Source organism: Sphingobacterium paramultivorum (genome assembly GCF_014109745.1).
GTDB lineage: Bacteria > Bacteroidota > Bacteroidia > Sphingobacteriales > Sphingobacteriaceae > Sphingobacterium > Sphingobacterium paramultivorum.
This window is the reverse complement of the sequence record NZ_CP058555.1, coordinates 3212376-3226014: the sequence shown is the minus strand read 5'-3', so window position 1 is coordinate 3226014 and position 13639 is coordinate 3212376. Positions and strand designations below refer to the sequence as shown.

8 protein-coding genes are annotated in these 13639 nt (G+C 42.4%); 7 read left to right on the top strand and 1 reads right to left on the bottom strand.

Annotated features, from left to right (window positions below; all coding sequences use genetic code 11):
- The first annotated feature begins 4 nt into the window (after nucleotides 1-4).
- The 4 genes from HS960_RS13720 to HS960_RS13705 all read left to right on the top strand — a co-directional run bounded on the left by HS960_RS13720 (nucleotide 5) and on the right by HS960_RS13705 (nucleotide 4844).
- Nucleotides 5-1621, top strand: a complete 1617-nt coding sequence (locus tag HS960_RS13720; RefSeq protein ID WP_182329539.1) for a RagB/SusD family nutrient uptake outer membrane protein — start codon at nucleotides 5-7, stop codon at nucleotides 1619-1621.
- Between the two features lie 278 nt (nucleotides 1622-1899).
- The gene (locus HS960_RS13715; protein WP_182329536.1) at nucleotides 1900-3171 is read left to right on the top strand and encodes an erythromycin esterase family protein; all 1272 of its coding nucleotides are present in this window, start codon (nucleotides 1900-1902) and stop codon (nucleotides 3169-3171) included.
- A 4-nt stretch (nucleotides 3172-3175) separates the two neighbouring features.
- The gene (locus tag HS960_RS13710; RefSeq protein ID WP_159729313.1) at nucleotides 3176-4081 is read left to right on the top strand and encodes an ABC transporter ATP-binding protein; all 906 of its coding nucleotides are present in this window, start codon (nucleotides 3176-3178) and stop codon (nucleotides 4079-4081) included.
- Nucleotides 4074-4844, top strand: a complete 771-nt coding sequence (locus HS960_RS13705) for an ABC transporter permease (RefSeq protein ID WP_159729311.1) — start codon at nucleotides 4074-4076, stop codon at nucleotides 4842-4844. Before HS960_RS13710 ends, HS960_RS13705 begins: the two co-directional genes overlap by 8 nt.
- Before the next feature lie 21 nt (nucleotides 4845-4865).
- Here the strand turns inward: HS960_RS13705 and HS960_RS13700 are convergent, their stop codons facing one another.
- A complete protein-coding gene (locus tag HS960_RS13700; RefSeq protein WP_182329534.1) occupies nucleotides 4866-7619 on the bottom strand; it encodes a hybrid sensor histidine kinase/response regulator transcription factor in 2754 nt (917 codons plus the stop codon).
- A 291-nt stretch (nucleotides 7620-7910) separates the two neighbouring features.
- On the opposite strand from HS960_RS13700, the gene HS960_RS13695 reads away from it, so the two are divergent.
- From HS960_RS13695 to HS960_RS13685, 3 genes are all read left to right on the top strand, one after another.
- A complete protein-coding gene (locus HS960_RS13695; RefSeq protein ID WP_075991614.1) occupies nucleotides 7911-9233 on the top strand; it encodes a sugar porter family MFS transporter in 1323 nt (440 codons plus the stop codon).
- Nucleotides 9234-9432: 199 nt separating this feature from the next.
- Nucleotides 9433-10383, top strand: coding sequence for a carbohydrate kinase family protein (locus tag HS960_RS13690; RefSeq protein WP_182333018.1), 951 nt, complete (start codon nucleotides 9433-9435; stop codon nucleotides 10381-10383).
- 86 nt (nucleotides 10384-10469) lie between these two features.
- Nucleotides 10470-13595, top strand: coding sequence for a SusC/RagA family TonB-linked outer membrane protein (locus tag HS960_RS13685; protein ID WP_182333016.1), 3126 nt, complete (start codon nucleotides 10470-10472; stop codon nucleotides 13593-13595).
- Nucleotides 13596-13639 lie beyond the last annotated feature (44 nt).

Here is a 13639-nt window from a genome sequence, read left to right as displayed (position 1 = left end):
AATCATGAAACTTAGAAATATAACGATTGCATTGAGCGTAGCCACCTTACTGTTCTCTTGTCAAAAACTCGATCAGGAACCGTTGGATGCATATAATGCCGATAATTTTTGGAAAACGGAAGCTGAAACCGATTTTGCTGTAACAGGTTTGTACAGTGGTACAAGGGGAAGTGACGGTAAGCTGGCCGAAGGATCTGCTTGGGAAGACGGTACCCAGATCTTTTACATGGACTGTACGTCGGATAACTCCAATAGTGATTTCCCTTGGGAAGGATTCCAGGCTTTAGGAAATGGCACCGCAACACCGACAAACTCTGGAAATGCAGAGGCACGCTATACGTACGAGCATATCCGTCGAGCCAATTACATCCTTGAAAATATTGAAAAATCGCCGGTTAATGCTGAAAAGAAGAAGCGGCTGACCGCCGAGGTACGCGTTATACGAGCATACAAGTATTTTGATATGGCAACCTTATTTGGGGGAGTACCTATCATTACGAAAACTTTGACGACAGAAAATTCGTTTGTGCCTGCAAATACGCAAAAGGAAGTATTGGAATTTGTGGAAAAAGAATTGAAAGAAGCTGCTGCAGATTTGTCGTTTGCTAAGGGGGGCGGCCGTATGTCCAAAGGTGGTGCCCTTGGTTTATTGGCACGCTGTTATGCTTTTGAAAAGAAATACCAGGATGTCATCAATACAACACAGGAGATCATTTCTTCGGCTAATTATAAATTATTCGATGATTATGCGACCTTATTTGAAGAGGCAAATGAAAATAACAGTGAGGTCATGATGAATATCGAATATTTGGTAAATATTCAAGGATATACTTCACTTGGTATTATGCTGCCCAATTCAATGGGAGGATGGGGTTCTATTGTACCAACACAGAGTCTGGTAGATGCTTACGAAACTGCCGATGGACAGACTATTGGCGAGTCAAAATCTTATGACCCTGCCAGTCCATATGAAAAAAGAGACCCACGCCTGGGCGCAACAATTGTTTACCCAGGAGCACTGTACAACGGTAAATATTTCGATCCATTAAATCCGAAATCGGAAGATTATCCATCTGGTCCAGATAATGCATCTAGCACAGCTTACAACTATAAAAAATATATCCAAAATCCGGGCAGTTATGCGAACATTTGGAACGTAGGTACCAACATTATTGTGATGCGTTATGCCGAAATGCTTTTGTTAAATACGGAAGCAAAGATTGAATTGGGGATTATCGATAATACCGTATATGATAATATCGATCTGGTTCGCCAGCGCGCTAAGATGCCAAAAGTAGACAAATCCGTATACAGTGGCCAGAGCAAACTGCGTGAATTGGTACGTCGTGAGCTGCGTGTAGAATTCGCCGGAGAAGGACGTCGTCGCTTTGATATTATTCGTTGGGGAATAGCCAAAGACGTAATGAACGGTCCTGTAAATGGCGCGCTGTCCAAAGGTACGGTGGATCCTAAAACAGGCAAGGTTACTTATACTTCGTTAACTGATCGTTTTTTCTCTGAAAATAGATCGTTCAAAGCTGGAAAAAATGAATTGTGGCCAATTCCACAAGCTGTCATTGATAATAGTAAAGGAACGTTGAAGCAAAATGTAGGGTATTAATTTTCTCCTGCTATATTTTTTACGAAGCAAGCAAGCAAGCAAGCAAGCAAGCAAGCAAGCAAGCAAGCAAGCAAGCAAGCAAGCAAGCAAGCAAGCAAGCAAGGCGGTTAAGTGATATACTCACTTAACCGCCTTTTTATTGTCATATTATATTTCTAATTTTTTTTGTGTAATTTTTTATGGAAAAAGAAAAAATGATCATCTTATATTAAAATATATCCTACTTTAGCGTGATACGCAGTAGATAGATCAATTATAAATTATATAAACTAAGATAAATGAGAAGTGTTCTATGCGCACTTGCGGTAACGATTATCCTAATCTTATCGTTTAATAAACTCGTTTATGATGATATGCCCGTAGCTAACGCTACGATAGTATTAACCGAAGTAAATCGTCATAAACAAGAGGTCAAAAGTATCTTAATGACCGATAGTAATTTTTCGGATTTAAGTTTTTTTGATACTATGCTAAAAAACAATAGAATCCTGATGTTGGGCGAAATGATGCACAATGATGGCGAAACTTTTAAAGCGAAAGCCAGGATCATCCGTTACCTCCACGAACATCTGGATTATGATGTTGTTTTATATGAGGCAGGGCAGTATGATATGTGGATGATGAATGCACAGATGGATACCCTGATGGATAAGTCGCAGGAAAAAACGATCGGCGGTACTGGACTATTTGACTTCTGGTGGCAAAATCAGGAAAATCAGCCCCTCTTAACGTATTATAAAAAAACAAAATCAACAGAGCGTCCAATGATCCTCGGCGGATTTGATATCCAATTTTCAGGCAGGGGCTTATCAAATATACGCGTAAAATTATTGGAAGATTTCCTGCTTAAAAACGGGATAGATTCGACCAAATATCCTTTATTGAAAAAAAATAGCAACAGGCTGGAGTATCTAACTTATGAACCTTTTGCCAGTAAACGGCTCAATGCGAACAAAAAAAAACAGTTCCTGGCAGAACTGGATGAGTTGAACCTTAGGATCCGCAGCGGCGTAAAAGACTCGGAGCATCTGATCTATAGCCGATATCTGTCTGATATGAAGAACAACTTTGACAAATCTTGGCGCTATAAAACTGGGTCGATGCAGAGCATGCATTTTAGAGATTCATTGATGGCGGAAAATCTAACCTATCAGATCGATTCGCTTTACGCCGGCAAAAAGATTATCGTCTGGTGTGCCAATATCCATAGCTTTTCTGCGCCATACAATAAAGATTATCGGCCCCTCGGGACTTATCTAAAGCGTAAATATGGCGCTCAAGCGTATAGCCTGGATTTTACTTCCTATGGACGATACGATAAAACTGGCCGTGTTGTCGATAGAGTGGGTAAGTTGGCCGTGGAAAATGTATTTCATACCACTAAATCACCCTATTTCTTTTTGGATCTTCGTCAATTGCCCAACAATAGCATGTTAAAACAGCGTTTTAGTTCAGTCATTAATCAGGGGATTGATGAAGAAAGAAAATGGCACGAGTTTATCGATGGTATTTTCTATATCGATATCAATAAAGATCCAATTTACCGCTAACAGCATGGAAAGTATCTTAACACAACAACTTAGCTTTAAAATAGGCGCAAAAACAATCTTGGATAATATTAGCCTACAAGTCCCAGACAGGAGTATTTATGGATATCTCGGCCGAAATGGGGCGGGAAAATCCACAACAATCAAATTGCTTTTAGGTCTTTTGGAGGATCAGGCAGATACGATTTTTATTCAGGGAAATAGTCTAAAGGCACATCCCACAGGTGTTTATGCCAATGTTGGGAACTTGATTGAGGCCCCATGCTATTATACTAAATTGACCGTTTTTGAAAATTTAAAGTACTTGGATATCATTCACAAAAAAGGCAACAAACGCATTGATGAAGTATTGGAAATGGTAGATCTTCATCGGGAAAAGAAGAAAAAAGCCAGTGCCCTGTCCATGGGGATGAAACAGCGGCTGGGAATAGCGATGGCGATTTTTCATGATCCGCAATTGCTTATCCTGGACGAACCATTAAATGGTCTCGATCCACAGGGAATTGTCGAAATGCGCAATTTGTTTTGTCATCTCAACGAACAGGGAAAAACGATCTTTCTTTCGAGTCATATTTTGAGTGAGCTTGAAAAAATAGCGACACACATTGGTATCATTGAAGGTGGGAAAATGATTTTCCAGGGAACCAAACAGGAGTTGCTGGGACAGGTTGACCGAGAGGTGTACCTACGTACAGCCAGCCCGGAAGCAACGGCTTCGGTTTTGCGAAATAGCGGGTTTTCTGGTGTTAAAATCGATGGAGAAAGCGTTACCGTCACTATCGGCGATGATCTGCAATTTGGTCTTATGATCAAATCTTTGGTCGAAAAGCAGATTGATATTTATGGATTGGAATCCCGTAGTGCTGATCTTGAACAAATTTTTATAAATCTAATCGCTCGTGTAAATGGCTAATACATTCTATACCGCTTTCTTGTCGGAAAAGTACAAACTCCTACGCAATAGGGAGATTTTTGGGGTACTGATCGTCCCTATGGTGCTCGTTTTTGCGATTGCCGGTTATATTATTTATGATGTTATAGATTCAGGAGGGGCAGTGGCGGTTCCTAACCCTTGGAAACTTCTGCTTGGCCGATATGTTTTTCAGTTTTTTTACCTGCTCTATCCCATCCTTGTCGCTTTATTCGTCTATGCCTGTTGTGATGTCGAGTATAAGAATAACAATTATAAAATACTCTTTACCCTACCCATCAGTAAATCGAATATTTTCTTTTCCAAAGCCGTCTTTATCCTGCTGACCTTACTGTTTTCAATACTTTTTGCTTACGCTGCATTTCTGATCAGTGGTTATCTGCTCAGCCTGATTTACCCCGTACTGGGGTTTCAGAATTATGATTTTAGGGTCGTAATCTTTTATACGTTTTTGAAACTTTTTATTACGCTCTCGGCTATCGCTATGATTCAGCTTGCCCTAAGCCTATTGTTCAGAAGCTTTATCTACCCAATTGGAGTAGGCATGTTTATGTTGGTCTTTTCCGTGCTTGTCGCACAGAAAAGTTTTTCGGATTTTATCCCTTATACAGGTGCCTATAATGCGGTAATGAATATCTTATCCGAGAATGATTCCTTTGCACGGCTAGACTACAGCAACTTACTGATGCTCGTCATATTTCTATTGATCAGTTTTTACTTATTCAAGCGGAAAGGACAGTTTTAATTTGTGGGTACACCTGATCGGCTATTTTTTGTCAAGTTCTTTTTTATAAGTACTTGGGGACTGGCCATATTTCTTTTTAAAGGCCGAAGCGAAATAGGATGCCGAGGAAAAACCGACACTGCTAAATATTTCGTTGATGTTTAGTCCTTCAGCCATAAGGCTTTTGGCTTTCTTTAATCTTCGCTCGATAATGTAATCATTGACGCTGCAGTCAAGCAACTGTTTGACTTTACGGTAGAGCTGCACGCGGGAGAGATGAAGCTCGTTGGCAATGCCGTCGACACTCAATCGCGGGTCTGATAATTTGGATTCGACAATCGCTGAGAAATTGTTCAGAAAACGTCTATCGTTATCATTGACCTGCTCAGCTTGAGCGCTATCAAACTGTTCCACATTGCTGCTGTATTTTTCTTTAAGCTGATGGCGTGACTGTAGGATGTTTGAAATCCGTGTCCGCAGTAATTCGGCATTGAAAGGTTTAGTAATGTAGTCATCGGCCATTAATTTACTTCCTTCGAGCATCGTATCTTCATTGGCGAGCGCACTCAGTAAGATGACAGGAATATGTGCGGTCTGATAAAATGCTTTGATGTCCTTTAGAATATCCAGACCGCTACCATCGGGAAGCATAATATCCGTAATGACTAGATCTGGAAAATGTGTTTTCAACATCCCATTGGCTTGTTGCACATCTTTTGCCAGGAAAAGATTGTAATCCCTTTCTAAGAGGGAGCGGAGATAATCTCTGATTTCATCATTATCTTCGACGACCATAATACTTTTTGATTTGTTGGATCGAAAAGAAAGATTGTTGTCTACCATCTTTCGTGTGGCGTCCAATAGGTCGTCTTGTTGAAACAGCGGTTTTTCTCCTTTGTCGAAATCGGCCAGTTCAGCAGGCTCGTAGTGACTATTTCCAATTGGCATACGTAGGGTGAATATCGACCCATGGCCGGGTTTGCTACTCACAGTGATTTGGCCATGATGCAGTTCGATGATCTGTTTGGTGTAGGAGAGGCCGATTCCGGAGCCATTACGACTACTGGCGCCCTGATAAAAAGGATCAAAAATATGCTCAATATCACTTGGAGCAATCCCCAGACCATTATCCAATACACGTAGATAGAAATAGTCTTTGAAATTGTTTTCTTCCAATATAATTTCAATTCTGCCACTTGCCGCCGTATGTTTGATCGCGTTGGACAATAAATTGGATAATACCTGTTCCATGAGGTATTCGTCCATCCAAACCTCTTTCAAGCTTGTTTTGTTGACATAACTGACGGAGATCCTGTTTTTCTTAAACAAGGGTTTGAAACTACCTATTACCTGCTGAATAAATGGGTCAATGTAAACGATGGCAGCATGTAGCTTAATCTTCGATTTACTGATGCGATGGATATCAATGAGGTCGCTGACCAAACGTTGTAGTTTTTTTGCATTCCGTTTGATGCGCGACAACTGTTCTCTGACCTCTTCGCTAAGATCTTTTCGTAATTCAAGGTCCTCGATAGGCGCGATGATAAGGGTCAGCGGGGTTTTAAATTCATGCGAGATATTGGTGAAGAAATTATTTTTGATTTCTGCCGCTTGCTGAATTTGACTGTTCATTTCGACGATCTGTTTTTGTTGCGCAAGAATCTCGCTATTCTGGATTTCCAGATGTTTGTTCTTTTCCCAGTTGCTCCTGATCACGATAATAGAAATTCCTCCAAAGACAACAGCTAGCACCAAGCTAACGACCAATACATTAAGAACGGACTTTTGGCTTTGGTAAATCTTATTCTGTTCCGTAATGAACTCCTGTCTTTTGTCGATATCGAGCTGCTGTTGTTTTATTTTATCCGACTGCAGGGCAAGCAACTCTGCGTTGGTTTTATCGATGACAGAGGTTGCGAGTATATTCTCGCGGCGATAGTTTTGGTGGTTGATGATAGCCAAAGCCGTTCGAATGGCTTCGGCCCCGCCAGTGGGATAGAGTATGGAAGCAAACATTTTGCCCTGTATGATCTGTTCAAGGCCATTTCCGGGACCAGGAAGAGCATCAACACCAATTATCTTAATGTCCTTTTTGATCTGGGCTTCGTCCAATGCTTTTTTTACCCCCATGGCCATCTGATCATTGAATGTAAAGATGATATCACTCTGGCTCATGACGTTTATATGCTTACGCATTTCCAGATAGGCTTTATTTTTCTCCCAGCCGCCGTGAATGACGCCGCTCACCCGAACCGCTGTGGCATCTCCAATTTGCTGCATAAAGCCTTTTTCACGCTCTATTGAAGCCGAGGTGCCCGATAGCCCTGTGACTAATCCGACCGAACCCTTTCCTTGCAAAATCGTGCGGCTATATTGGCCGGCCAGTTTCCCGATGGCGAGATTGTCGGCGCCCACATAAGCATTATATTGGCCGGAGGACGTCTTACGGTCTGTTACGATGACAGGTATATTGCGTTGGAATACAGAATCCACAATTGGCGTGAGTGGCTCGGCCTCATTTGGGGATACAATCAGAAGATCGATGTCCTGTTTGACTAATTCGCGAATTTGATTGATCTGTACATTATTGTCGCCATGTGCGTCGCGATAAAGAAAGTCAATATCGGGATTGAAGGAAAGTTCCCTTTTCATTTCCTCGAGCATCGTTTTTCGCCAGGCATCGTTTCCGATACACTGCGAAAAAGCGATGACCTGCTTTTTCTTCCGGACCATTGGTTGACATCCACAAAAAAGAAGCAAGGTCAATATGCCACTAAAAATGAAATATTTTCCCATGATTTTTCCCCTTAAATATCCGAATATACATTATTTAGATTTTTTTGGGTAACAGTGGTTGTGTTAGTGTATATTTTACACTAAAATAGGAACCTTCAAAAATGTATCATTTTCTAAATTTTCTGTTTAAAAAGTGAAAGTTTTGAAAAGTAAATTGAATGTAAGTGTTAGATTTTTAGTGTTTTAGTGTTTTTGAAAAAATGTTACATAAATAAATGTTTTTGCGAAGTCCAAATTTAAGTTAAGATGAAGCACGTGTTAAATTTGGATTAATCAATTATAGATCATCACATGAACAAAAACACGGTATTAGCTTGGTCCTTTGTAGTGGCTTTAGGCGGATTTTTATTTGGATTTGATACAGCGGTTATTTCGGGAGCAGAAAAGGCCGTTCAGGAGCATTGGCATTTGAGTGAGTTTCAGCATGGACTGACAATGGCCATCGCCTTGATAGGGACAGTTGTCGGCGCAGCATTAGGTGCACTGCCTTCCGATAAATTAGGCCGTAAAAATACCTTATTTGCTGTTGCAGCCCTTTACTTTATTTCAGCTATTGGTAGTGCACTGGCGAATGACTGGACGATATTTATTTTATTCCGCTTTTTGGGTGGCATAGGAGTTGGCGTCTCTTCGGTAACGGCACCAATCTATATATCGGAAATCTCCCCGGCAGCATCGCGGGGTAAGTTGGTAGGGCTTTTTCAATTCAACGTTGTATTAGGTATTTTGATAGCCTATTTGTCCAATTATTTTATCGGTCAGGTTGGCGAAGAGTCCTGGCGCTGGATGCTGGGGGTACAGTGCTTTCCGTCGTTGTTATTCTTCTGTTTGATCTTCCTCATTCCGGAAAGTCCGAGATGGTTGCTGCTGCACAGGGGGAATTTGGCCGAGGCAACACGAATTATGAAAAAAATTAATTCGGATGGTTACGAGCTGGAGATTTCAAAAATTCAGGAGTCCAAAAACAATTCCGCAGGAGAAGGCAAACTCTTCGTTCGCGAAAATGCCAAACCTATTTTATTGGCCTTTTGTTTTGCGCTGTTCAATCAAGTTTCAGGTATCAACGCGATTATATATTATGCGCCCCGCGTATTTGAAATGGCTGGCCTGGGCTCGCAGAGTTCATTGCTTTCGACAGTTGGTATAGGGGTTGTCAATTTTATTTTTACGTTGCTGGCGATCAATTTCATCGATAAGGTGGGCAGAAGAAAATTAATGTTGGTGGGCTCAATCGGGCTGATTGTTTCATTGGCACTCGTTTCCCATGCTTTTTATACCAACCAGACGACGGGTTTTGCGATCACAATCTATCTGATGAGTTTCATTGCTTTTTTCGCATTCTCGCAAGGTGCGGTGATTTGGGTGTTTATTTCGGAAATTTTTCCGAATGATGTACGCGCCAAAGGGCAGACATTTGGTAGCTTGACACATTGGGTGATGGCGGCGATTATCACTTTTTGTTTTCCAGCCTTGACAGAAATGCTCGGCGGCGGTGGTACCTTCTTGATCTTTGCCCTATTTATGGTGCTGCAGCTTGTTTATGTGCTTAAGTTTATGCCGGAGACAAAAGGGAAATCATTGGAAGATCTTGGGCATACCATCAATCTACATTAGTCTTTAGCTGGACTACACTAATAGGTGTCGGAGTAGCCATGACGCGACTGGCGCCTATCTAAAGTTATTTAATCAAAGACAATGTGATAGCATGTTGTGTGTATCTATTGTCAACATTGAATTTAAAGGGAAATATAATAATCAATTTGTTACTTGGTTTTTGGCGCTCGGCCGAAGCTTTGTATAAAAAGGAGAAAATATGAAAAACGGAGATAAATCAATACAGGGTATTTGTTTTGGCGAGGTTCTTTGGGACAATCTTCCTACAGGTAAAAAATTAGGCGGTGCGCCTTTGAATGTGGCTTATCACCTCAATAAATTGGGGGTTACGACGCGTATGCTAACGCGCATAGGGCGTGACGATAATGGTTACGAGCTGCGTAACGTATGTGAAGATCTGGGTATCCCGACCGATTTCTTCCAGTACGATGACTTGTTACCAACTTCAACAGTAGAGGTTTCGATCGATGCAAAACGCGACGTGCATTACGATATCGTTTATCCTGTAGCTTGGGATAGAATAGCGGTGGACAATGTTGTTCTTGAGGCAGTTACAGCGGTGGGTTTTTTGGTGTATGGCAGTCTGGCCTGTCGGGATGAAGTAAGTTTTCAAAGCTTGCTATTATTGCTTGAAAAAGCCCGCTTCCGGGTGATGGATGTCAACCTGCGTACACCTTATTTTGGTCCGGAAAAAATACATAAACTGTTGGGATACGCTGATTTTGTGAAAATGAATGCCGAGGAACTGCATGTTATTTCCAACTGGAATGGCGCGACGGATACCTATACCGATCAGCAGCGTGTAGACTTGATCATGGAGCGTTTTGCAGTTCAGGAGGCAATTGTAACCTATGGTGCAGATGGAGCGGTATATCATTATAAAAAAGACAATATCAGTTATCATTTTCCAGCCTTGAAAGTTCAGGTAGAAGATACCATCGGAAGTGGTGATTCTTTTTTGGCGGCTTTCCTGACCAAAAGGTTTCAGATGCAGGAAGGTGTTCAGCTGGAGGAAGTACTGGAATTTGCGGCCACCTTAAGTGGATTTGTGACACAGAGCCGGGGGGCTTGTCCTGAATATAACGATGAGGTCATCAATCGATTCCAATGGTTGCATCCGATCTTCAATGGAGCTCAGAAGCAACAGTAGGTAAACTGCTTCTTTACGAAGCAGTCTACCCGCTATCATAATCAAATAATCAATCTAAATCATTAACCATTTACTTATAACCAATTATGTTTACAAGACAGAAAGCAATGCTGCTCCCGTCTTTGGCACTTTTTTCTGTTGTCGCATTTGCGCAACAGACTGAAATCCGGGGAAGAATTACGGATAGTGGGACAGCAGCACCTATAGTAGGGGCATCTTTAGTGGTGAAGGGAACCACAATAGCCACCAAGACAAATGAAAAGGGAGAATTTGTCCTTCAGACTTCGGGCAATCAGGGCACATTGGAAATAAGCTATGTCGGCTATGCCTCCCAGGCGATTGCTGTAGCAGGAAGAAAGTTCCTCGATATTCAGCTTGCGCCTACCGAAAAGGGGCTCGATGAAGTGGTCGTTACGGGATATCAAACAGAACGGAAGAAGGATTTGACGGGTGCAGTGAGTGTTGTTAATGTTGCTGAGATGATGAAGGCTCCGGAAAATAACCCGATGAAAGCGCTGCAAGGAAGAGTAGCTGGTATGACAGTAACTTCGGATGGTAGTCCAAGTGGAGCGGCAACAGTGCGTATGCGCGGAATCAGTTCCATCAACAGTAGTCAGGATCCCTTGTATGTCATTGATGGAACCCCTACACAGGGGGGAATGCATGAACTCAATTCGAATGATATCGAAAGTATTCAGGTTTTAAAGGACGCTTCTTCGGCGAGTATCTATGGTTCGCGCGCAGCGAATGGTGTTATTGTCATCACGACAAAAAAAGGAAAGATAGGTGCCCCTAAACTTACAGTAGACGCCTATGCCACCAGTACGCATTTTAATAATCGCATGAAAGTGCTGGATGCCCAACAATATGGTCGTGCATTGTGGCAGGCCACCATCAATAATGGTGGAAACCCTAACGGAAATAATATTGGTTATCAGTTTGAATGGAATAACGACGCAAATGGCGTACCTCAGCTCAATACTGTTTTTGTTTCCAAGTATATCGACCGTGAACATACCATGTACGCTTCCGATACCGATTGGTTTAAGGAAGTTTCAAAACCGGGATTGCAACAATCTTACAATGCGACATTAAGCTCCGGTACAGAAAAATCCAGTTCCTTTTTCTCCTTAGGTTATTTGCACAACAATGGGACACTCCGTTACACGGATTTCCAGCGGATATCAGCCCGGATGAATGCCGATTATAAATTATTCGATGGACGTTTGGTGGTGGGCGAGAATTTTACGGTAAACAATACCGGTGAAGTGCAGGTACCTGGCGATGTGCTTGACCTTTCGTTAAAAGCATTGCCCATTATTCCTGTCCATACAGTAGATGGAATAGGATGGGGTGGGCCAGCATTGGGGATGAACGACCGCCATAATCCCATGCGAGTACTTTACGACAACCGGAACAATAAATATAACTATTGGCGGTTGTTTGGAAATGCCTATGCCGATCTACAGCTCATAAAAGGTTTGCATGTCCGCACCAGTTACGGTTTGGATTATAGTAATTTTTACAAACGTAATTTGGAAGTATCCTATCGTTCGGGATTTATGAACAGCAGCCGGAGTGGGGTTAATATGGAACAGTCCCATGGGATGAAGTGGACTTGGTCCAATACGGCGACTTATCGGAAAGAGATTGATAAACATACCTTAGATGTGCTTGCCGGTATGGAAATGAACCGTCAGAATGATATCAATTTTAATGCCTATACTGCCGGAGATGGCGCCTTTGCCATAGAGACACCTGAGTATATGTGGCCAGGTGTGAGTACGGGCACAGCGGCAGTAGGTGGTGGCTCTACGGGATTCTCGCTGTTATCCTATTTTGGAAAGGCCAATTATTCCTATGATGACCGCTATCTGGCTTCCTTCACCGTGCGGCACGATGGCTCTTCCCGCTTCGGTAAAAATAACCGCTTTGCAACTTTCCCGGCGGTAACAGCGGGGTGGCGGATTTCGTCCGAGCGTTTTATGGCAAGTACGAAAAACTATATTTCGGACCTCAAGCTGCGTGTTGGATGGGGGCAGACAGGTAACCAGGGCATAGGCAATCTGGCTACCTATGCACTGTTCGTCCCCGAATATGGTGTTGCTGATCCCACATGGAACATCGTGGATGGCACAGCCTACGATCTCTCGGGCGCTGGAACGGGAAAATTACCGTCGGGATATCGCAAAATCCAAACAGAAAACAATGACCTGAAATGGGAAACCACAACGCAGACGAATATCGGTTTGGACTTTTCATTGTTTAATCAAAGTCTATATGGTTCGATTGACTGGTATGTCAAAGCAACCAAAGATATGTTGATCAATCCAGCCTATATCGGTGTGGTCGGAGAGGGTGGTTACCGTTGGGCGAATGGTGCCTCCATGGAAAATAAAGGTTTGGACCTATCGGCCGGATATCGCAATAAAACATCGTTTGGACTAGATTATGATGTGATGGCTGTGTTCTCTACCTATAAAAACAAGGTGACACATTTGCCCGAAGCGGTAGAAAACTCTTATGGAGGTCGTCAGGGAGATAATATTATCGGCCGGCCGCTGGGATCATTCTATGGCTATGTCACCGACGGTATTTTTCAGAATCAGGACGAAGTGGATGCGCACGTCAATCAGACCGGTAAGGGGATAGGACGTTTACGTTACGTCAACGTCTATGATGCGGACAAGCAGATTACGGATATGGACCGTACTTGGATCGGTAGTCCACATCCTGATTTTTCCTATAGTCTCAATATTGTGCTGAAATATAAAGGGTTTGACCTATCGGCATACTTTCAGGGGGTACAGGGGATAGATGTCGAAAACTGGCTGAAAAAGCAAACAGACTTCTGGAGTGTGGATGACGTCAATTCCAATAAAGGCCTGCGGTTGCTGAATGCATGGACACCACAAAATCCAACGTCGACAATTCCGGCCTTACAAACGACAAACAACAATGACGAGGGCCGCCTGTCAAATTACTTTATCGAGAATGGATCTTATATGAAACTCCGGAATCTGTCTCTGGGCTATACCTTGCCAACAGCAACAGCCTCACGCCTGCGTATGAGCCGGCTAAGGATCTATGTGACCGGTCAGAACCTATTTACCGTTAAGTCAAAGAATTTTACAGGTGTAGATCCTGAAAATGTAGGTTGGGGTTATCCAATTCCAACGACCTGGACAGCCGGGGTAAATATTGGATTTTAAAAAGGGGAGAAATAAGGCTATACACTTATAAATAATTTATACGG

Bases quoted from the DNA above. Each gene is read 5' to 3' on its own strand.
- HS960_RS13720 (WP_182329539.1), top strand. From the start codon at position 5: ATGAAACTTAGAAATATAACGATTGCATTGAGCGTAGCCACCTTACTG.
- HS960_RS13715 (WP_182329536.1), top strand. From the start codon at position 1,900: ATGAGAAGTGTTCTATGCGCACTTGCGGTAACGATTATCCTAATCTTA.
- HS960_RS13710 (WP_159729313.1), top strand. From the start codon at position 3,176: ATGGAAAGTATCTTAACACAACAACTTAGCTTTAAAATAGGCGCAAAA.
- HS960_RS13705 (WP_159729311.1), top strand. From the start codon at position 4,074: ATGGCTAATACATTCTATACCGCTTTCTTGTCGGAAAAGTACAAACTC.
- HS960_RS13700 (WP_182329534.1), bottom strand. From the start codon at position 7,619: ATGGGAAAATATTTCATTTTTAGTGGCATATTGACCTTGCTTCTTTTT.
- HS960_RS13695 (WP_075991614.1), top strand. From the start codon at position 7,911: ATGAACAAAAACACGGTATTAGCTTGGTCCTTTGTAGTGGCTTTAGGC.
- HS960_RS13690 (WP_182333018.1), top strand. From the start codon at position 9,433: ATGAAAAACGGAGATAAATCAATACAGGGTATTTGTTTTGGCGAGGTT.
- HS960_RS13685 (WP_182333016.1), top strand. From the start codon at position 10,470: ATGTTTACAAGACAGAAAGCAATGCTGCTCCCGTCTTTGGCACTTTTT.